At 44.5% G+C, this 21,068-nt stretch carries 20 protein-coding genes; 9 read left to right on the top strand and 11 right to left on the bottom strand.

Translation table 11 applies throughout. From position 1 onward, the window contains the following. Positions 1 to 35: 35 nt before the first annotated feature. Complete coding sequence (locus MSG38_RS00870) at positions 36 to 965, top strand: DMT family transporter (protein ID WP_248383220.1); 930 nt, start codon at positions 36 to 38, stop codon at positions 963 to 965. A 158-nt stretch (positions 966 to 1,123) separates the two neighbouring features. Further along, positions 1,124 to 1,588 carry an exoribonuclease R gene (locus tag MSG38_RS00865; protein ID WP_248400758.1) on the top strand — a complete coding sequence of 155 codons (465 nt, stop codon included), beginning with the start codon at positions 1,124 to 1,126 and terminating at the stop codon, positions 1,586 to 1,588. Positions 1,589 to 1,637: 49 nt separating this feature from the next. Here MSG38_RS00865 and MSG38_RS00860 read toward each other — a convergent pair whose 3' ends face one another. The 6 genes from MSG38_RS00860 to MSG38_RS00835 form a co-directional block, all read right to left on the bottom strand. Further along, positions 1,638 to 3,011 carry a HAMP domain-containing sensor histidine kinase gene (locus MSG38_RS00860; protein WP_248400757.1) on the bottom strand — a complete coding sequence of 458 codons (1,374 nt, stop codon included), beginning with the start codon at positions 3,009 to 3,011 and terminating at the stop codon, positions 1,638 to 1,640. Positions 3,012 to 3,077: 66 nt separating this feature from the next. Then, positions 3,078 to 3,809, bottom strand: a complete 732-nt coding sequence (locus MSG38_RS00855) for a response regulator transcription factor (protein WP_248401073.1) — start codon at positions 3,807 to 3,809, stop codon at positions 3,078 to 3,080. 81 nt (positions 3,810 to 3,890) lie between these two features. Beyond that, the gene (locus MSG38_RS00850) at positions 3,891 to 4,571 is read right to left on the bottom strand and encodes a spondin domain-containing protein (protein WP_248400756.1); all 681 of its coding nucleotides are present in this window, start codon (positions 4,569 to 4,571) and stop codon (positions 3,891 to 3,893) included. Between the two features lie 9 nt (positions 4,572 to 4,580). Then, on the bottom strand, positions 4,581 to 5,264 hold the full coding sequence (locus MSG38_RS00845; RefSeq protein WP_248400755.1) for a spondin domain-containing protein: 684 nt from the start codon (positions 5,262 to 5,264) through the stop codon (positions 4,581 to 4,583). Continuing rightward, complete coding sequence (locus MSG38_RS00840) at positions 5,257 to 5,397, bottom strand: hypothetical protein (RefSeq protein ID WP_162926777.1); 141 nt, start codon at positions 5,395 to 5,397, stop codon at positions 5,257 to 5,259. The genes MSG38_RS00845 and MSG38_RS00840 overlap by 8 nt, the downstream gene beginning before the upstream one ends. A gap of 265 nt (positions 5,398 to 5,662) precedes the next feature. Next, complete coding sequence (locus MSG38_RS00835; RefSeq protein WP_048606344.1) at positions 5,663 to 6,004, bottom strand: YggL family protein; 342 nt, start codon at positions 6,002 to 6,004, stop codon at positions 5,663 to 5,665. Positions 6,005 to 6,258: 254 nt separating this feature from the next. Here MSG38_RS00835 and MSG38_RS00830 point away from each other — a divergent pair, with 254 nt between their 5' ends. After that, positions 6,259 to 8,295 (top strand): PhoX family phosphatase, encoded by a 2,037-nt coding sequence (locus MSG38_RS00830; protein ID WP_248400754.1) that lies wholly within the window; start codon positions 6,259 to 6,261, stop codon positions 8,293 to 8,295. 256 nt (positions 8,296 to 8,551) lie between these two features. On the opposite strand, the gene MSG38_RS00825 is transcribed toward MSG38_RS00830, so the two are convergent. From MSG38_RS00825 to MSG38_RS00815, 3 genes are all read right to left on the bottom strand, one after another. Beyond that, the gene (locus MSG38_RS00825) at positions 8,552 to 9,172 is read right to left on the bottom strand and encodes a LysE family translocator (RefSeq protein WP_248400753.1); all 621 of its coding nucleotides are present in this window, start codon (positions 9,170 to 9,172) and stop codon (positions 8,552 to 8,554) included. A gap of 166 nt (positions 9,173 to 9,338) precedes the next feature. After that, positions 9,339 to 10,625 (bottom strand): DEAD/DEAH box helicase, encoded by a 1,287-nt coding sequence (locus MSG38_RS00820; protein ID WP_019821956.1) that lies wholly within the window; start codon positions 10,623 to 10,625, stop codon positions 9,339 to 9,341. A gap of 182 nt (positions 10,626 to 10,807) precedes the next feature. Continuing rightward, on the bottom strand, positions 10,808 to 11,791 hold the full coding sequence (locus tag MSG38_RS00815; protein WP_248400752.1) for a GTP-binding protein: 984 nt from the start codon (positions 11,789 to 11,791) through the stop codon (positions 10,808 to 10,810). Between the two features lie 551 nt (positions 11,792 to 12,342). Between MSG38_RS00815 and clcA the strand changes: the two genes are divergently transcribed. Then, on the top strand, positions 12,343 to 13,749 hold the full coding sequence (clcA, locus tag MSG38_RS00810; protein WP_248400751.1) for a H(+)/Cl(-) exchange transporter ClcA: 1,407 nt from the start codon (positions 12,343 to 12,345) through the stop codon (positions 13,747 to 13,749). A gap of 239 nt (positions 13,750 to 13,988) precedes the next feature. Beyond that, positions 13,989 to 14,936 carry a TDT family transporter gene (locus tag MSG38_RS00805; RefSeq protein WP_248400750.1) on the top strand — a complete coding sequence of 316 codons (948 nt, stop codon included), beginning with the start codon at positions 13,989 to 13,991 and terminating at the stop codon, positions 14,934 to 14,936. Positions 14,937 to 15,093: 157 nt separating this feature from the next. Here the strand turns inward: MSG38_RS00805 and hmpA are convergent, their stop codons facing one another. Next, on the bottom strand, positions 15,094 to 16,290 hold the full coding sequence (gene hmpA, locus MSG38_RS00800; RefSeq protein ID WP_048606333.1) for an NO-inducible flavohemoprotein: 1,197 nt from the start codon (positions 16,288 to 16,290) through the stop codon (positions 15,094 to 15,096). A gap of 368 nt (positions 16,291 to 16,658) precedes the next feature. On the opposite strand from hmpA, the gene norR reads away from it, so the two are divergent. Next, complete coding sequence (gene norR, locus MSG38_RS00795) at positions 16,659 to 18,251, top strand: nitric oxide reductase transcriptional regulator NorR (RefSeq protein ID WP_017072223.1); 1,593 nt, start codon at positions 16,659 to 16,661, stop codon at positions 18,249 to 18,251. Positions 18,252 to 18,340: 89 nt separating this feature from the next. After that, positions 18,341 to 18,700 carry a glutaredoxin gene (locus MSG38_RS00790; RefSeq protein ID WP_017062638.1) on the top strand — a complete coding sequence of 120 codons (360 nt, stop codon included), beginning with the start codon at positions 18,341 to 18,343 and terminating at the stop codon, positions 18,698 to 18,700. 109 nt (positions 18,701 to 18,809) lie between these two features. Here the strand turns inward: MSG38_RS00790 and MSG38_RS00785 are convergent, their stop codons facing one another. Continuing rightward, complete coding sequence (locus tag MSG38_RS00785) at positions 18,810 to 19,445, bottom strand: OmpA family protein (protein ID WP_017631828.1); 636 nt, start codon at positions 19,443 to 19,445, stop codon at positions 18,810 to 18,812. Between the two features lie 258 nt (positions 19,446 to 19,703). Here MSG38_RS00785 and MSG38_RS00780 point away from each other — a divergent pair, with 258 nt between their 5' ends. Both MSG38_RS00780 and MSG38_RS00775 read left to right on the top strand, forming a co-directional pair. Continuing rightward, the gene (locus tag MSG38_RS00780) at positions 19,704 to 20,330 is read left to right on the top strand and encodes a thioredoxin domain-containing protein (RefSeq protein ID WP_004731367.1); all 627 of its coding nucleotides are present in this window, start codon (positions 19,704 to 19,706) and stop codon (positions 20,328 to 20,330) included. Positions 20,331 to 20,406: 76 nt separating this feature from the next. Beyond that, positions 20,407 to 20,880 (top strand): FKBP-type peptidyl-prolyl cis-trans isomerase, encoded by a 474-nt coding sequence (locus MSG38_RS00775; protein WP_086775967.1) that lies wholly within the window; start codon positions 20,407 to 20,409, stop codon positions 20,878 to 20,880. Positions 20,881 to 21,068 lie beyond the last annotated feature (188 nt).

Here is a 21,068-nt window from a genome sequence, read left to right as displayed (position 1 = left end):
CCATAATGAGTCATCACTCACTTTCCTTCAATATTATGAATCTTGGCTACTTATCTATTACTGTCACCCTACTCATTTGGGCGAGCTTTTTCCTGTCTCTTAAAGGCGGCGCAAATTCAGATTTAACACCTGCCGATATCGCTCTCACAAGATTTCTCATACCGGCTGTGGTGTTATTGCCTTTGATGTGGAAAGCACGCAGCACGATTGTTCAAGTCCCTAAACGATATCTAACGGGTATGTTGGTGGGTAGCGGGTTGCCTTATCTGCTTGTTGCAGGAACGGCGATGCAGTTTGTTCCGGTATCACATGGCAGTGCTCTTGTTCCGGGCACGCTTCCTCTGTTCGTCACAGGAATTGCGGTACTCTTTTTTAAGCAGCCACTCAGCCGACATCGTGTTGTTGGTTTAGGTTTGGTTTTGCTCGGCATACTGTTGTTTTTAGGGAGTAGCTTAAGCAGCTTCAACTTCGAATACACCAAAGGTCATTTGTTGTTTTTATGCGGAAGCTTAATGTGGGCGATGTTCACCATCTCAGCCCGTGTCGCGAATCTTAATGCGTTAGTCAGTGCCGGTTTTATTTCTCTCTGTTCTACTTTGCTTTTACTCGTCCTAATCCTGACTGGAACCCTCCCAAGCCACCTAATGGACACACCAATCGCTAATTGGCCCTTCACAGAGCTTGCCATTCATTCAGCAGTACAAGGCGTTGGGGCGGGTTTAATCGCGGCGTTCACTTACCTTTATGCGGTTAATACCTTAGGGGCTGAACGCTCTGCCGCTTTTGGCAGTGCAACACCCGCAGTGGCGACCTTGTTGGCGATCCCACTATTCAACGAGATTCCTGATGCGATGACTTGGCTCGCCCTTGGTTCTATTTGCATCGGCAGTTTGGTCGCGAGCAACATATTCATGAGAAACGACCAGTCGATGCAGTACCAACCGCCAAGCCATAGCAAAGCCTGATACTGGGTTCAAACCTAAATACAGTTCCCCTAAGCATCGATTTTAGGGCTTGTAGTACACAGATAAGCCTACAAACGTAGGCTTATCTAAAATCTGCTTTTTCTAAACTCGCTTCTCCATTAAACTGTCCGACCTTTTTGCAGATCCAAGAGAACACCATGCAACGCGACTACACCTTAAATTGCTTAATTACCATGCCTCGCCATGAACTAGAAGAATTTAGTTTAAGAATGATTCATCGCCTTGTTCCTGAAGATGCAATGACGGAATTATTTACGTTCGAGCAAGAAGAAGTCACCAGCGAAGAACGCATGCAATCAGCGAAATTTGACGCAATGCTTCGAATGACCGCTATCGCGCTTGGTGAAGTGAACCTAGCCTTCTCAGAGTCAGATAACTCGCAACAGAACATCGAGCGTATGACTCGCCTACTGCTTTGGCACTTCTACTCGATCTCTTTCAACCTTGAAGAAGCAATCGCAATCGAAGTGCACTGTGAGAAAGTTGAGAAGATCTTAAAGAACGCACCTAACGATGCGTTTGGCTGGGTTAAAGAATTAACTGATCTACTTCACTTCTACGCGAAAGTGAACGAAGGCAACGAAGACAGTAAAGACGCTTAGCGTTAGTTCTACGTAAGAACACATCAAGCTAAACCGAAGGCAGACAGAGCTATACCGAAGGCAAGTAAAAGCTTTGCTGAAAGGAGTTCTCTGCCTTTGTTGTTTCTAGCACGCTGTGATGCAACATCAGTATCGACTGCGCGATCTTGGTTCCTATTCCCAAAGAACCATTCGGCGCTTCCAGTTCAACCTCATTATGAATCACCACCTTCACCCGTTTTGAATCCGCTTCAAAATCAACATCTAACGACACCACGGTGCCACTTGGGCTATGCCTCAATGCATTATCTAACAGATTCAAAATCAACCTTTCAAGCAAATCACCATCGCCCACAGCCTTGATGCCATTAGGCATATGAACGTTCAACTCAACATTCTTATGGCGATACTGGCTTTGAATCGTTTCTAAACATTCGCTCATCAGCCCATTCAAATCGATTGAAGCGTATTGATATGTGGGAACAGGATTATCATTCTTGGCACTATCTAGTAGCGAATGGAGTTGTTCCGAAAGCTTGTTGCCATTGCGATATGCCACATCTATGAGTGGATCCGAATGTGGGTTTTGAATCTTCCACGTTTCCAAATAACCCAACACACTCGACAATGGCGTTTTCAAATCATGACTGAGCTGTAATAAGCTTTGTCTGCGGTGTGATGACTGATATTCAAGTTGCAAAAATTGCTGTTGAATGTGCTTCGCCATTAACTGATACGAGCGCGCAATCGGCACCAATTCTGGTACTTGATGAATGAAGTTCGGATCCAATCGAAAATCTTGCTCTGCTTGCTGTTGTAGCTTGTTGGTTACTGCTTCTATTGGGTTTAACAGGCTACGTTTGACCAACAGATAAGCCCCAACCGCAAAACCTAAGATAGAGATCAGCATGAGCCCCGCTAGCGCGATGTATGGCGTGTCGACCTGCGAATTGGCAATCACAGTGTGACGATTACTGCCAATCAAAACGTACAGATAACCAACGGTCGAACCTAGCTCTTCAATCGCTGCCACGGAAAACACCTTACGAGCCCCGGGATTGATCGGATCTTCCCCCAGAATGGGATAAGGCTCGTCGTTTAAAAACTGTTGAATGGGCGCTAAGTCTATCTGGTTGGCTAACACAGTGCCTTCCGGCGCAGCATGAGTCGTAATTTTGCCCTGACTGTCGAGGAAATAGATATCGAAATCTGGCCCTATCAACATCAAGGTGTGGAATATGGATTTGAGCGCTTTAGGGTTGTAGTCGGTACCAATCATCAGAGGATTATCGTCGCGCATATGAACGGCGAGCTCTTTGTGTAGGCTCTGCTTAGTTCTTCGCTCTATAGTCTCTTTTTGCCAATGATAGGTGTAAGCAATCACCACACTCACGAGCAGAAACCACAAACTGGTGAACAACACTAAACGCGATTTGAAACTCATGTTCTCTCCTCGATGGCTCCTAGGTGTTACTGGCTTTTTAGTAAACTTCGGACGCGACACATAGACCTAAGCTTTTGACTCAAACTTATAACCAACACCCCAAACGGTTTTAATGAAATCATCATCACTATTCGGCATCGCAAGCTTGGTTCTTAGACGGTTGACTGTGCTACACACGGTATGGTGATAGCCAGAGTGATGAGTATTCCAAACATGATCGAGCAGCTCGTCTTTGCTATACACACGTCCCGGGCGGTTTGCTAAGAAATGAAGTAAGGTAAACTCGGTAGCAGTCAGCGGTACGTCTTGATTATTGAGTGACACCTGATGGCGTTCAGGTTGAATAGTGAGCCCGCCAAAATTCATAATTGATTCTGTTGTCACAACCTCTTGAGTGGCTGATTCGACATGACTTAAACGGCGAAGTACGTTCCTCACTCTTGCTTGAAATTCAAGAACGCTGAAAGGTTTCGTTATGTAGTCATCAACACCGGCTTCTAAGCCTGACACCTTATCTAACTCTACGTCTCTTGCGGTTAGCATGAGTACTGGCGTCCAATCCTCTTGCTGACGCAACATTCGACAGAAATCGAGTCCGTCACCGTCTGGTAAGCCACGATCCAGTACGATCAAATCGAAATGACCCTCTTTATAGAGCGCCTGAGCCTTTTCAATCACATTGGTTCTGATTACGTCATGCCCTTGGAACTTAAGATGCATCTGCACCAGTTCAGCCAAGTCATCATCGTCTTCAACCAACAATATGTTTGCCATCAAATTTACCGCAGCACTATTCATGATCCCTGCTCTATTCTGAGTCTGCCCACCTTTCAATTGACCGGAACAGAGCAGGAATTCTTTCATCGTACTTTGACCCTGTTACTCAGTTCGAGTAATGGTGATTCTTGCACCGGGGTTAAGGAAACGATGATTGGCACTTAAAGTAGAAGTCGTAAGGCCGTCATCTTGGCTAATTACGCCAGAGTGGAAACTCACCACATCGGTGTCGTCTCGTGTGGTATTAAACCCTTCACCACCGCCTGCTGGTCCTGGAATCGTTGCAGCAAGCTCATCGTTCAGCTCAGTTCCCGAATCCCACACATTCATGTTCATGGTAAAGGTATCACCCACCGCCAAGGACTTGAGCGATAAACCGGATTCGCCGACAAACGCATCATTGGTGTTCACCAACATTGAAGCGACGGAGATATACCCTTCTTGATTTGGGTCGACACGAATAGAGACCGTGTCTTGCTCACCTGAAAGAATCAGTCCATTGCCTGAGATGCCTTGATAAACATTGGCGTCACTGTCACTGAGCGCAAGCAATTGTGCATTACTGCCCCCTTCCGCCAAGTATTCCAGATCAACAGAGGCACTTTGCCCAACTTCAAAAAGGTCAAAATTCGTATCATGAGTCAACACCGCGAGTGGTGACATTGGTTGATTGGGGGTGAGGTTAGTAACACTCACATCATAGCGATAGTAATCGTCGTCATCGTCCGGACAACCCGCTAACACAGCTACTGATGCAGCGATAAATAGAATTCTAGCTTTCATACATCCCCCTTACTTCACAACAATGGTGATAGTTGCAACAGGGTTTAACCAACGATGGCTGCTGCTATCGAGGTCACTGATGCCGCCCGCCGCGTCACTATCACCAATGTTACCCGGATGAATATGAACCTTAGCGTTTGATACTGCCGTTTCTACACCAGTGCCACCAGCACCAAAGGTAATGAATGGAGGGTTCGGCATACTGCCCGCCAGCTCATCATTGGCTTCTGTACCCGCGTCATAACCATTTAGAGTCGCTTTGTAGGTGCCCGCTTGAGTTGGGATTTTCCAGCTATCTAGACCAACAAAACCGTCATTGGTCGGCAGTAGCATGGCACCCAATGATAGGTACTCTAAATCGCCAGTACTGATATCAAACGTAGTTGCGACACCCGGATTGAGAATTCCGGCGGCTGGATTCTCAACGACTACGCCACCCGCGTTAGCAATGACACCAGATAAACCTGAAATATCGCCACCTTCGGCCATGGATTCTAGTTCCGCAGAAGCCGTTTCACCCGTTCTAAACATGAACAGGCTTGAGTCATGAGCCGCCGCTAAGATAGGCGTAAAGTAGATCCCTTTCGTTGCATTAGTGACAGTGACTTCAAGCTCAGCAGCCTGAACTTGAGCCGCTCCGAAGGTCAACATAGCCGAGCTGATCACTAAGCTGATTTGAGTACGTTTATTCATTTTGATTCCATCCTTTATCGAGTCCTATCGTTACCGACAACACGAATAACAGCGATATACCGTTACCTTTGCCAGAACGAACTGTGGTGTTGTTGACTCTAAGAATGGCGTTCAAATCTATCAGCAACTTCATTGAATTCTCATAAAACTCTCACAAGTTTATCCAAACTTATTACTGCCAATAAAAGTAGCGATAAGGTACTCATATCTAGAAGAAAGTTATTGATTAATCATTTACGTGGAATGGATAGAAAAGAAGGTAAAGAATAGAAATGGAGCGAATTAAACGCAAAAAGGCCGAATCGATTTAACGATTCGGCCTTTATTCTGGCGTACTGTTGTTACTCTTTCCTAAGCCGTATTTGGCCTTTCAATCGAGCTAACAACACAACATCAAATTAGAACGCGTAATTTGCGTCAATCAGCTCGCTAACTTCCACTTTGCTTACTTCAGCACGAGCTTCAAGCCATTGTGCGACTTGCAGTTGCTCTGCTTCTGTTACTGAACGGTAGCGCTCAATTGAGCATAAGAAACCTTCAAACAGCTCAAGGCCGCCGCCACCAAAGCACAGACCGATGCTGTCGATGAAATCAATGAACTCGTCAATGAACACATCGTATTGGTCAAAATCAGCAATCGAAGTCTTGCAGCTTACTTCAAAACCCAGAATCGCGAATTCACCTAGGTATAGCTTTTTGCGTAGGCGGCGATTTTTGTTTTCGATTTTATCTAATTTCATAACTGTCTCTCTTTTCGTTTGATAAAGCATTTATACACAGTTCTACCCTAATCCCCAAGAGTTTTGTCTTGCACGAGAGTGTTAATGGCAAAATTCGTGCTACAGAAACAAAACTTTAATCAAATCTATAAAAATCTGTCACTTAACTGCTTCACGATTAGTCACACATTGACCCAACTTATTAACCCATTGGTTAATAAGTGGGTTAGTCATGAATAACGAATAATAAAATCAGCCAATAGGAAGCAGTCGAGATGAGCAAGGAAACATTTGATAGCACTCGTTTTAACAAGAGCAAAAACAAACCCTTCGAAGAAGTTTTAGATGCGAACCTTTCAAGAAGAAATGTTCTCAAAGGCGGTTTAGGCATCAGTGCAATGACTGCATTTGGAGCATTTGGACTCTCTGGATGTAATTCTTCTAGTCCAGATACTTCAGTCGGTAATGGGTCAGGTGTCTCTAGTGCGGTACTAAATTTTGATTCAATTCCGGGCTCACTAACCGATGCAGTCTCTGTTCCACAAGGTTACATGGCACAAGTTTTGGTGCCATGGGGGACACCGCTTAATGCTCATGGTAGTGCATGGAAAGATGACGGCAGTAACACAAGCGAAGAACAGTTGAATGCGTTGGGGATGCACCACGACGGGATGCACTTTTTCCCATTAAATGACAGCAACGTAGACGGTTTATTGTGTATTAACCATGAGTACATTGATACGAATGCTCTACACCCTAGCGGTCAGACCATAGTAGGTGGTGTTCGTACTGTTGTTGATGAAGTACGAAAAGAAATTAATGCTCATGGTGTGTCGGTTGTCCGTATTCAATTGGAAAACAACATGTGGAAATTGGTTGATACCGATCCACTTAACCGCCGCTATACAGGCGCGACTGCAATGGACTTGTCTGGCCCTTTAGCACATACCTATCTTACTGTAACTCGCTTCTCCCCTGACGGCAGCCAAGCTCGTGGCACGTTGAACAACTGTGGTAATGGCTACACGCCATGGGGCACTTACCTAACGTGTGAAGAAAACTGGCCGGGTTATTTCGTTAATGCGGGCGTTCGAACGGAAGAACAAGACCGCATTGGTATCGACGATAGCAGCACGCGTTACTTGTGGGAAACATTGGCTGGTAATGCTGAAGAACGTTTAGATGAATTTACTCGCTTTAACATAGAGCCCACTGGCGCAAGCTCAATAGACGATTATCGTAACGAAGCAAATGGCCATGGTTATATTGTTGAAATCGACCCGTACACGGAGAATGCTCGAGCGAAAAAGCGCACTGCGCTTGGTCGTTTCCGTCACGAAGGCTGTACTTTTGGCAAGCTAGAGGAAGGTCAGCCGGTTGTCTTCTACTCAGGTCACGATTCTCGCTTTGAGTACTTGTACAAATTCGAATCGGCTGCTGGTTGGGATCCAGCAGATGCCAGCCCATCAAACCGCTTAGCAACAGGCGATAAGTATATGGATGAAGGCACTCTTTACGTAGCACGCTTCAATGAAGACAACTCTGGCACGTGGCTACCATTGACACTAGAGAGTGTAACGTTATCAGGTGGCGTTCTGGCAGACCATTTCAACTCTTTAGCTGAAATAATATTAAATACAGCAGGTGCAGCCGACCTTGTTGGTGCAACACCGATGGATCGTCCAGAGTGGTGTTCGGTGGATCCATACACAGGTTCTGTATATCTAACACTCACCAATAACACTGCACGCACCGATGAAACGAACGCGGCAAATCCACGTTTGAACAACAAGTTTGGTCATGTAATTCGCTGGGATGAAGGTCAAAGTGCAACTGACTTTACTTGGGATATTTTCGTATTCGGTTCACCTGCCAACGGCGATGCAGACACTAACCGTTCTAGCCTTTCTGATATGAACCAGTTCGCAAGCCCGGATGGATTAGCATTCGATGCACGTGGCATATTATGGATTCAGACGGACAACGGTGCAGATGAATTGACAAGTTACACCAACGACCAAATGTTAGCAGTCGTTCCTTCTAAGCTAATAGACGACAATGGTAACAGTGCGGTGATTGATGAAGGCAACCAAGCGCAACTTAAGCGTTTCTTTGTTGGTCCAAACGGATGTGAGGTAACTGGTTTTACCATTAGCCCTGATTACAAGTCACTGTTTGTAAACATTCAGCACCCCGGTAATTGGCCATACAGCGACAACGCAGCAGAAGAGACTCCATCAGGAATGTCAGTTCGCCCTCGAGCAGCAACGGTTGTGATTCGTCGTGAAGACGGCGGTGAAATCGCGGTTTAAATATACAACGCAGGCTAAGCGCAGAAACATTTCTGTTATCTAGTTTCTGTTCGCTAGCTAAGTAAAATCAAAAATAGCGATAAGGCCAAATGCCCTATCGCTCTTTTTATATTCTATGCATTCTTCGGTTTAAGTAAGAATCCGAATTTTCAAAACTCACCGTAATCCTAAATAGTCATCATCCCAAGTACGCGTCATCCTCGAGAAAGAGGAACGACTGAGTCGGGGATCTCTGCTCGTTGTAGTCTAACCAGAATTAGCTCACGAACAACCAAACACCAACGCCCATCATCAACGTACCTGCAATACGGTTCATCAACTTAACGTTATCGGCTTTGCCCAGCATATGCTTTAAGCTCTTTCCGCCGGTCGCGTATAAGGTCATGCAAACAAACTCAGAAACCAGAATGATCGACACGAGAATGAGTAACTGCGGTACTAAGTCTTTATTGCTGTTAATAAAAGGAGGCAATAACGAAATCATAAACGCCCAGCCTTTTGGATTCGCAATTGCAGTGACAAAACCCTGAACCACCAAGTCCCAATCATTGCTGACTTTTGTTGTTTGGTTGTCAGTACTGATCGCCAGTTTGCCTCTCGAACGCCACATCTGAACGCCTAAATAAAATAGGTAACCCGCACCAACAAATTTAAAGCCCGTAAATAGCCATGGGTAATTCAACATGATCGAAGCGATACCCAATACCGCAGCAATAGAAACCACAGCGACACCAGCCAACTCACCGATCATCATCCATAATGTACGCTTGTATCCAACACTCATCCCCAGTGTCAGAGCTAAAGTCATACACATACCGGGCGTGATTGACACAAAGAAAAACGTGGGAATAAAAGCCCAAAGTAGTGCGCTATCCATATTATTACCTTATCGACTTATTTTTATTTAATAGTTCTTGTTTCTTGATCGGGCTTGAAATGAAGCGAGGTTGAAACGAAGCAGTGATGACAATAAACAATATTGCGATCAATACAAACAAAAAGAGCCACATAACAGTGGCTCTTTTCAATCACCAACCGTAATTTTACTTACGACGGTTTTTAATTCGCTTCATCATAGTCAAACGACGTTCAGCGCTTGCTTGATCTTGTGGCTCTTCGTTCGCGTTGTTCTTACGACCCTGACGGTTTTTGTAAGCCGATTTAGTGTTCAGCTTCTCGATGTAAGCATCACGTTTTTTCGGTTCATAACCCGGTTGTTCAACACGGCGAATACGTTGTTGAATCAGTTTTTCAACTTGTACAACAGTCAGCTCTTCTTCGCGGTTAACGAAAGAGATTGCGTGACCTTGTTTACCAGCACGGCCTGTACGACCAATGCGGTGAACGTAATCTTCCGCTAGGAAAGGCATGTCGTAGTTAATTACGTGTGGTAAGTCTTCAATATCAAGACCACGAGCCGCAACGTCGGTTGCTACCATCACACGTGCTCTACCTTCTTTGAAGTCATCCAAAGCACGACGACGAGCACTTTGTGCTTTATCACCGTGGCAAAGTACCGCTTTAATACCATCAAGCTTAAGCTCTTTAACTACATCATTCGCTGTTTCTTTATAGTTCACGAACACAAGCACTTGGCGCCAGTTTTTACGGCCGATAAGCTCAGAAAGCAGTTCAGTTTTACGTTCTTGATCCACTGGGTAAACCACGTGACCGACAGTAGCAGCCGTTGAGTTTTCGCGCTCAACACTAATACGTTTTGGTTTACGCAGAATATCAACAGACAGTTGGTTTAACTGAGTAGAAGTCGTTGCAGAGAACATCATGATTTGCGGTGATGTTTCTACATCCAACATGATCTTACGAACGGCATTGATAAAGCCCATATCAAGGATACGGTCAGCTTCATCAAATACTAGGAATTCTAGGTTAGCAATAGACACGTTACCCGCTTCTAAGTGCTCTTCTAAACGGCCAGGTGTTGCAACCAAAATATCCACACCCAGTTCTAGTTGACGAACTTGTGAAGACATCTTGTTACCACCGTAAACCGCAGAAACGCTTAGATCCGTGTATTTAACGTAGTCTTTAATGTTTTGAGCGATCTGCGCAGCAAGCTCACGAGTTGGAGCAAGAATAAGGCCGCGAGCCGTTCCTCTAGACGCTTTTTTACCGCTGTTCAAAAGGTGTTGGATTACAGGCAATGAAAATGCCGCTGTTTTACCCGTACCGGTTTGAGCAGTAGCAAAAATATCATGGCCTTTACGAGCCATTGGAATCGCTTTTTGTTGAATTGGAGTGAGTTTTTCATAACCACACTCAGTCAACGCTTTGACTAATTCAGGAGCAAAACCTTGAGAGGAAAATGACATTGTTACGGGTTCCTTAAGCAGACAGCCTACATTCTTATTTCAGCCGAGCACTATAAAGTAATTAGAGTGATTTATCTCACATTTATCGTGATATAACGCAAACTTTCTCATTTAATCTGGTGTTTATCCCGCCTTCAACGAGGTAAACACCAAGATCCTTGGTTCAAACAGCAAAAACTGGGCTATTTGATACCACACAGCTTGAGTAGAATCTGCTCGAGATCACCCCATGGCATGAGCTGCGAGTCGATCACTTCCAATCGAGATTCAAAACCATCAAGCGTAATTTCGTTCACAGACACGACTTGATTCGCCACATTGAATGCGTAGCAACCTTGGTCGGTGTTCACGACGGCTTTTACACGTTCAGCCGTTAGATACGACAACATTGAGAATAGCGCATCGAAGTCGAACTTATGCTCTGCGCCAAACAACCAACCACAACTGAAATAGCCCTGTCCTTTATTCTCTTTACGGATGAAAGCTTCACCAGGAGGAAGTTGGAATTGAGGCTCTTGTTCAGCGTGATCGTGATGATGCGCTTCAATATGAGATGAAGCACTGCCGTATACTCTTTCAATATCTAACACTTCCAATGGTACTTCACCGTCATGGATTAGCTTGTGGAAGACTTTTGCTGGCGTTTGATCCGTCACCCAATCGTTAAACACATCGATGTCTTCAGAATGAACAAGGTCAACCTTAGTACCAAGAATCACATCTGCACTGTTTAGTTGATCATTAAAATTCTGATTCGAGGTGTACTTTTCATTAGATAGATTTCGTGGGTCAACCAAACCAAGCGTCGCTTTTAAATCGACATATGGTGTGTACTGATCTGAAGTCAGTGTCGCAATCACTTGTTTAGGGTGACCAAGCCCTGTCGGCTCAATCAATAAACGGTCTGGTTTTTGGCGAAGTAAGGCATTAATACCTACCGACATCGGCACGCCCGCAGTACAACACATGCAGCCACCCGGCACTTCTTTAATCAAAGCGCCTTGATCTGTCATCAATGCACCATCAATACCGATTTCCCCGAACTCGTTAACCAGAACAGCCCAGTTTTCATTCTCAGGTTTATTTTTTAGCAGGTTCAAGATGGCTGTCGTTTTACCAACACCCAAGAAACCCGTAATGATGTTTGTAGGAACTTTTTTAGTCATATCAGTTCTCCTTTTTAAGGGAGTATATACTCAATCACCAAAAAGTTGACCCCAATCGATTGTTTATACTGAGATTCATTAATAGAGGTTGGCACGAAAATAATCAGAAGAGATAAAGCAGTAGAAGCGGAATGTGGAAATGGGATGCTCCAGACGAACTAAAGGCGTACTTACTCAGTACGCCTCACCCTCGTTACTCAATCGTGAGTTCGCGAATCAGGAAGCCTTAAATATCGACCTGAACATTTAACGAGGAACTAAAACTTTGTTCTGAATCCATCCAAATTGTGTGTAAAACCTCACTTCTCCTTGCGGTTCGTTATGTTGCTTTACGATTTAACTATGGTTCATTTTTGGGGATATTCAAGCCGCCGCCAGAGAATCGATCAAAATTGTGACGGTGATTCCACTATTGACCATAGATTCCATTTATGTAACACGTACATTCCATAAATGAAATTCAACTTTTCATCTTTGTTGCTATAGGATATGCAGAGGAAGCGTATAATTTAATGCAACCTCGCCTTAACTCATTCAGGAAACTTATCTCTATGACCAGAAGAGAGAAAATTAAGCAGTCCTTACTAGCCAAAATGCCAAGGGATGCTATTAATCAATTTCTCTCAAGAGATAAGACCCCAGCTTCGGTTCTCTTCCTTTCTTGTATTGTGGGTGTACTTGCGGGTGTAGTGGGTACCTATTTCGAAGTTGCGGTTCATTTCATAACAGAAACTCGTACCGATTGGCTGAAAGATGAAATCGGTAGCCATTTACCACTGTGGCTTGCTGCTTTCCTTATCAGTGCGGCATTCGCCTTTATTGGCTATTTCCTCGTTCACCGATTTGCTCCAGAAGCTGCAGGCTCAGGTATCCCTGAAATCGAAGGCGCAATGGACGGAATGCGTCCTGTTCGATGGTGGAGAGTATTACCCGTAAAATTCTTTGGCGGCATGGGCGCGTTAGGCTCTGGTATGGTTTTAGGCCGTGAAGGGCCAACTGTTCAAATGGGCGGCAGTATCGGTCGTATGGTCACTGATATCTTTCGAGTCAAAGATGACGACACTCGTCATTCACTATTAGCTTCGGGTGCCGCAGGTGGTTTAGCCGCCGCATTCAATGCACCACTGGCAGGAATCATGTTTGTGGTCGAGGAGATGAGACCGCAGTTTCGCTACTCACTCATATCAATCAAAGCCGTCATCATCTCAGCGATTTCAGCCAACATTGTGTTTCGTTCTATCAATGGACAATCTGCCGTTATCACAATGCCTCAGTACCAGCCACCTGAACTCAACGCACTTTGGTTGTTCTTGTTGTTAGGTGTGTTGTTCGGCCTATTTGGTGTGATTTTCAATAAACTGATTACACTTTCCCAAGACCTGTTTGTGGCGATCCACAAGAATGACCGTAAACGCTACTTGATGACAGGTACCCTACTTGGTGGTTGCTTTGGCTTGTTGCTGCTCTATATACCTGAATTAACTGGTGGTGGTATTGGTATCATCCCGAACATCACGAATGGCAGCTACAGCGCCAATGTGTTGCTGTTGATTTTCTTAGGCCGAGTCCTCACTACCCTGCTTTGTTTCGGCTCTGGTGCGCCAGGCGGTATCTTTGCACCAATGCTTGCGCTAGGAACACTCTTTGGTTATGCGTTCGGGCTTATCGCGGCGGCATTCTTTCCGGAACTGAATATTGAACCGGGTATGTTTGCCATTGCTGGCATGGGAGCCTTATTTGCTGCCACTGTTCGAGCGCCTATCACTGGCATACTGTTGGTTATTGAAATGACCAATAACTACTACCTTATCCTGCCGTTAATCATCACCTGCTTAGGTGCGGTAATCATTGCTCAAATGTTAGGTGGGCAGCCAATTTACAGTCAACTGCTTAACCGTACGCTGAAAAACGAAAAACTAAGACAACAAGATCTCCCTCAGCAAGAGGAAGTACGTTAATTACAAATGACTCATGAAACAAAAGCACACATTCAACGTGCTTAATCTCCCGATTCCGTATCAAAATCAAAAAAGCAAACGTTAAACTTGGTATCATTCACTCAAAATTAGTTGAGTGCCCTCAAAATCTATTGAAGGATGACCTACACGCTCTAACTAAAGCAAATAGTCCAATATTCTGTAATTAACTAAGTCGGAGCAAGTCGTTGAACTGGAGAAGATTAACCCAAGTAAAAAATGTGCCGCCATCTCAGGCGTCTTTAGCACTTGGCGTTATTGGATTAGGACAAGCTTGGGCGTTATATATCCCGGGCATTGGTGAGATCATTCGTCCCTACCTCGCTTCATTCGGCGCACTATTATTGCTGCCTGTTTTACTGCGCTATTTAACGAGCTTTAATACCTTCCTTAATGACATTCGTCACCCGTTAAGTGGAAGCTTGATGGCGCCAATGAGCATGGCTTTACTGATTCTGTGCGACTATTTAGCCGAGATATCGCCCGCCATAGCTTACCCAGTTTGGTTCTGCGCGTTATTGCTGCACTTTACCATGATGGTGTTGTTCTTCAGTTTTCAGATCATCAACTTCAAAATGTCTAACATTGTACCGAGTTGGTTTCTGTATCCAGTCGGTTTGATCAGCAGTTCCTTAGCTGGCACACAGTTCGGGCACACCGTATTTTCAGAAACACTTGCGGTCACTTGTATTGGTATCTATTTCCTTATGTTGCCAGTGGTGTTGTACCGCTTGGTGTTCGAAGGCAATCTTCCTCGCCGAGCAAGACCAACACTCGCTATCATGGCCGCTCCGGTTAACTTATCTTTAGCTGCTTACTTGGTTAACTTCGATAACCCAGATCCGATTCTAACAGGTGCATTGGCGGGCATTGCCATCACCATGACTTTGTTGATTTACTTGTGTTACATCCGCCTAATGCGTTTGAAGTTCCAACCTTCGATTGCTGCCGTCACCTTCCCATCTGTGATCAGCGCTATTGCCATGCATCGTCTAACCACATTTTTCGGCGCGGAATACCCACAATGGTACTGGCTGCACAAGTTCGGGTTCTTTGAGCTAACCATCGCCACCATTCTAGTGATTTGGGTGGCAGGCGGTTACGTGAAAATGTACTGGCCTGAGTTTTTCGATTCTGATTACATGTCTAAGAAGGTTAAACGTTCTTAGATAAAAGCTAAAAGATCCTAGCTTCAACCATCCTGATCTGTAGTAGTCGATGATGTCACACTAACTAACAAACCAAAAAAGGCCTCACACTGTGAGGCCTTTGAATAGGCAAGGTATTAATAGTTCAGGCGAGTGTTAATAGAACTCTCGAGTACTATTAGAAGTTAGCGTGAGGGCCGAATACTTCGTAGTGTACACGTGAACGATCAACTTTAAGTGCGTCTAGTTGTTCCACGATGTTCTTCATGAAACCAACAGGACCACAGATGTAGAAATCGCTCTCTTCAAAGCCTTTAGTATCAGAGATAGACGCTAGATCCATTTGGCCTTGATGCGTGTTTTCACATGCAGATTCGTCTTTGTTCATGTACCACGTTTTCGCTTCCCAACCTTTGTCGGCAACAATATCTTTAACACGAGTCGTGAAAGAGTGTTGGCCTACGTTCTCACAAGCGTGAAGGTAAAGTACTGGCTCGTTTTTATCTTCCGTGTTTAGGAACTCAAGCATAGACTGCATTGGCGTTACACCAACACCAGCAGAGATAAGCGTTACTGGCTTACTGCGCTCTTGATACATGAAGTCACCTGCTGGTGCGTATAGGCTAACCTCATCACCAACAGCAACCGTATCGTGTAGGTGATTAGATACAACGCCTTGTGTCTCTTGACCTTGCCCTTCACGTTTAACAGAAATACGGTATTGCTTGCCGTTTGGCTTATCAGACAGTGAGTATTGACGAATCTCGCTGTATTGAGAGCCTTCCGGTTTCACTTCGATACCAATGTATTGACCTGGTGTGTAATCCAGAACTTCACCGCCGTCTTTTGGCTGAAGGATAAAGCTAGTTACTAGCGCTGACTCTTCGATCTTGTCTGCAATCACAAACGCACGTGCCGCTTCCCAACCACCAACAGCTTGCTTACGCTGTAGGTAAAGTTCAGCTTCACGATCGATGAATACTTGCGCTAAGAATAGGTAAGCGGCTGTCCATGCTTCTTCCACTTCTGGAGTAAACGCGTCAGCAGCTAGTTCACGTAATGTTTCAATCAGGTGCAAACCAACAATTTGGTAGTGCTCTGGTTGAATGTTAAAGCTTGTGTGTTTCTGAGCAATACGTTCAACAGCTGTTGTTAACGCTGCTAGATTTTCAATGTTCTTTGCATATGCTGCGATAGCTTCAAACAGTGCTACGCCTTGGCGACCTGTTCTTTGGTGAGTCATATTGAAGATATCTTTCAACTCAGGGTTATGCGTGAACATACGTTGATAAAAATGCTGAGTTAAAGCTGGGCCTGCGCTCTCAAGTAGAGGGATAGTAGATTTGATGATTTCGATATGTGCATTGTTAAGCATGAATTTACTCCGAACACTGAGCCTTATGACCTATATGTCATTTTGACTACTTAAAAATAAGAATGACTTATCGATTTTCTGAAATCTTAGTTATTTTTAGAAACTGAGTTATTTTGACTCGTTTTCATTTCAAAAAATCGCGAAACCTGATTAATGCCACCTGATTGATTGAGATCAAGAATAGTCTGTTTAATCAGCGCTATAATTGGGCTTCGCTGTATCTTTTGCACAATCAGTGCCAACTTTATCAATCCCCGTCATTACTGGTTTTCTTCTCAAAACTCATCTTATAAAAATGTCAAAAAGACCTTTTTTTTAAGTCAATAAGACTCTATTATGTTTATAAACACACACAGTTAGAGTTTTTTATGCAAGATATCTCCGCATCTACCCTCATGGAAATGACCATTGGCCTCGCAAGTGGTGTCAACGATCAAGATCGTTTCAATCGCCTGATCGATGCCATTCGCAAAACCATAACGTGTGATTGTGTCGCGCTTTTAAGTCTTCAAGGCGACACGCTAGTACCTATCGCAATGCAAGGGCTCAGCCGAGATACATTCGGTCGTCGCTTTATCATTTCAGAACACCCACGATTTGAAGAGATCTGCGCGTCTCGCTCTCCTGTTCGTTTCGATGCTGACAGCTCCCTACCCGATCCTTTCGATGGTTTGCTTATTGACCATGATGGCGATTTACCAATGCATGCTTGTATGGGCTTGCCTTTGCTATTTGGCGATAAGCTCTTAGGCATTCTGACTCTAGACAGCTTGAAACCTGATGTCTTCGCGAATATTCCGGCGCGTAACCTTGAAGTGCTGGCGGCTATTGCAGCCTCAACCATGCAGATGGCACTGACCTTCTCGCAACTTGAACATCAAGCAAAACAGTCAAAGCAATTACTCGAAGAGTTGAACGTAGAAGCGTGGGAACGTGACGGCGGTGAGTTGATTGGTAACAGTGACACCATGGTCGCGCTTAAGAACGACATCGCCGTTGTCGCGCCGTCTGAATTCAACATCCTGATTCATGGTGACACCGGGGTTGGTAAAGAGCTTGTGGCTCGTACCCTGCACCACCAATCTCAACGTAAACGTAACCCACTCGTCTACGTAAACTGTGCTGCAATTCCTGAAAACTTAGTAGAGAGTGAACTGTTTGGTCACGTTCGTGGCGCGTTCACTGGCGCAGACAAAAACCGCTTAGGTAAATTTGCTTTAGCCGATGGTGGCACATTGTTCCTTGATGAGATTGGTGAATTGCCTTTAGCTGCGCAAAGTAAACTTCTACGCGCCCTACAAAACAACGAAATTCAACCTGTTGGTCAAGACAACATTCAAACTATTGATGTGCGAGTATTGGCAGCGACAAACCGAGATCTAAAACAAGAAGTTGAAGACGGTCGATTCAGAGCCGATTTGTATCACCGACTGAGTGTGTATCCTATCGCGGTGCCTGCACTGAAAGATCGTGGTGACGACATCAGCTTATTGGCGGGTTTCTTCTTAGAACAAGCGCGTCGTAAGCTTGGTATCAACCAAGTTAAGTTCCGCTCCGACGTTCTTTCTTTCCTAAACCGTTATGGTTGGCCGGGTAACGTGCGTGAACTTGAGCACGTGATCAGTCGTTCCGCATTGAAAGCGTTAGCGCGTAGCACCAATAAAAACCTGGTGACAATCACCAAAGAAGATTGTGGTCCTCTAGACCAAGATCAACCTATTGCGACGACACAGGTGAAGAACACACCGTTATCGACACCAACGATCGACCTTTCTGCAGGGCTACGTGGTGCAACGGACGATTTTCAACGCAGTATCATTACTGAGGTGTTGGAAGATGCCAACTTTAACTGGGCACAGGCAGGGCGAGTTCTGAAAACAGACCGAGCAAATCTGACTCGACTGTCTAAGCGTTTAGGGCTAAATGTGGCTAAGTCTCACACGATCGAACGGACAAAATAGATATTAGCGGTTTGTTGCGAGCATCTGACAAAACTTGTGTATATAATGCTGCAAATTGTAACGCTAATTTTAAATATGTAGAGAGAGTTATGAAGTTTATCCGTTGGTTCTTAGGTCGTGTCATCTTGTTATTGAATTTTGTTTTCAGCCCACGTGGTGTGAAGCGTTCTCAAGAAGAACAAAGCAAAGTGAATGAGCAGGCAAAAACGCACACGTTATACCAATTCGAAGCGTGCCCATTTTGTGTGAAAGTGCGCCGCGCGATGAAACGTCAGTCGGTTCAATTTGAACTTCGTGATGCAAAAAACAACGAACAACACCGTGCTGAGCTTGAAGCTGGCGGCGGTCGTGTGAAAGTGCCTTGTCTACGTATCGAAAAAGACGGCAAAACTGAGTGGATGTACGAATCTTCAGATATCGTAACTTACTTAGAAAAGCAGTTTGCATAAGCAATAAAGCGACAAAATCTAGATACAAAAAATCCCTCTAATGTGAGGGATTTTTTATGTCTGTTATTTGGCGTTAATCGCTTCAAATTGGGAGCGAAAGTTCAAACCACTACTTCGCTACAATCAGCATCAATTCAACACGGCGGTTACACGCCTTGCCTTGGGCTGAAGCGTTGGTGCAAGCTGGTACGTATTCGCCAAATCCACGAGTATAAATAGAACGACTCGACACATAGTTACTCTCTAATCGAGCCTTCACTTCTTTTGCTCGCTGCTCTGAAAGCGGATCATTAATTCGATCTGTGCCCGTGTTATCGGTATGCCCTTCAATCACCACATCAATATCTTGGCGTTGAGCAAGGTAGCTGCCTAGTGTATCTAGCCATTGATTATACGCTGGCTCAGGGAATGCTGAACCTGTTTTAAAGTTCACGTGCTGCTCAAGCTTTACCATCACATGGTTGCCCGGCAACACTTCAAAATCGATACGGTTTTGTCTTAAAAAGACTTCCAGTGGATCGTTAGTCGACACGCCACGTCCGTAGTTAGTCGTGATGGTTCTTTGTTGATGAGTGCTACTCTGAATCGAGTAGCCACGATTGCTTGCTACATGAGTCGTTTGAACTACACCCCATTCAGGATGCATCAAGTCGTAATCGGTTTGTGGTGCAGTTTCTAGCATGTCACCGCCAAGTAAGTCAGTTGGTGACGTGGCTTCACACCCAGCCAAAGCTATGCTCAACATTATCGCTAAATATCTCATTACTTCACCAACCACTCATGCAGATAAACCATTCACTAATGTCTATATCGGCACCGAGGGAAAAACTTTAGACGAAAAGAAAGCAGAACCCAAAAAAGTGCTGTTGATCACAGTTAACCGTCTACTAGCCTGTCTTCAGCCGCTAGTTCGAACTGTTTGCATTTATTTACCTTATAATTGTTTTCCAATTCGTACTAAATAGTTAGAATCTCACGACTTCTCAACGCTAGAGCAAACATTATGTTTAAACCATTTACTAAATTCATCACAGCACTTGCTGCCGTACTTATTATCGCGGGTTGTAGTGAAACAGACGAGCCACAAAAAGGCGTTCAATACGAAGCGCTTCCAACTGCTCTAACAGAATTTAACTTGTCTCCGATCACTGAAATCTTCTCTCTTAACTGTGGTCACTGCCGTCAAATGGAAAGTGCCATCCCAGAGATTGAATCTCTAACAGACCAAACGATTGGCAAGATGCACGTGACGTTCAACGAAAGCGCTCAAATCAGCGCAATGATCTACTACACAGCAGTGATGCAGCTTGATGCGACGCCTGACCACGCGTTCATGGATGACCTATTTGGTGCGGTTCAAATGGGTGCAGATGCAACACCAGAGCAGCGTCAACAAGCACTAGAGACAGCGTTTACTTCTCGTGGTTTGGTTAGCCCATACCAGCTGAACAAAGAACAGCAAGTCGCTCTTTTTGACTACGTTAAAAAAGCAGAAGAGATCTCAGTAAAAGGTCAGATCAACTCAGTACCAACTTTTATCATCAACGGTAAATACCAAGTACTAACAGCAGGTCACCAAGACGTTGCTGGCATTGCAAAAACGATCAACTACCTTTTGACTCAACCATAATCACGGCTTTAGTCAACTGATTAACACATTTTGTATTAACTACGAAATTCAGCACTCAATATAAATAGGTTTTACTATGTCTAAATTTGTCATCCCGGTCATTGTCTTTCTTTTGGCGGGTTTCATGATTTACCGTACTTGGACGAATCATAAGTCTGGCGGAGAAAACTTCGAACAAGGCCAACAATTTCTAATTGAAAACGGCACTAAAGAAGGCGTGATTACGACTGAAAGCGGTCTTCAATACCTTGTTCTTGAAGAAGGTACAGGCACAGAGCACCCAACAAAGAACAGCAAAGTAACAGTTCACTACCACGGTACGCTGATCGACGGCACTGTTTTCGACAGCTCTGTTGAGCGTGGCGAGCCAATCTCATTTGCTCTTAAGCAAGTAATCAAAGGCTGGCAAGAAGGTTTGACTTACATGGTTGAAGGCCAAAAAGTTCGTCTATTCATTCCAAGCACTCTAGCTTATGGTAAAGGCGGTTCAGGCCCTATCCCACCATCATCGACTCTAATTTTTGATGTTGAGTTAATCTCTATCCAATAATCGAATCGCTATAAATAAGCTTCTGATTTAAGCCCCAATATGCACACCATGTTGGGGCTTTTTTATATCTGAACATTTGAAAGCACTTTGGCTATTTAGCTACTTAGCTACTTAGCTACTTTAACAACGACCAAATATAACCTCGAAAACCGACCACTAGACGACTGGTCTAATTTAACTTATAGTAC

Origin of the sequence: Vibrio sp. 1CM24A (assembly GCF_023161725.1) — a bacterium.
In the GTDB taxonomy this organism is placed as follows: Bacteria; Pseudomonadota; Gammaproteobacteria; order Enterobacterales; family Vibrionaceae; genus Vibrio; species Vibrio coralliirubri.
The sequence above is the reverse complement of the archived record's forward strand: the minus strand, read 5'-3'. Positions and strand labels throughout refer to the sequence as shown.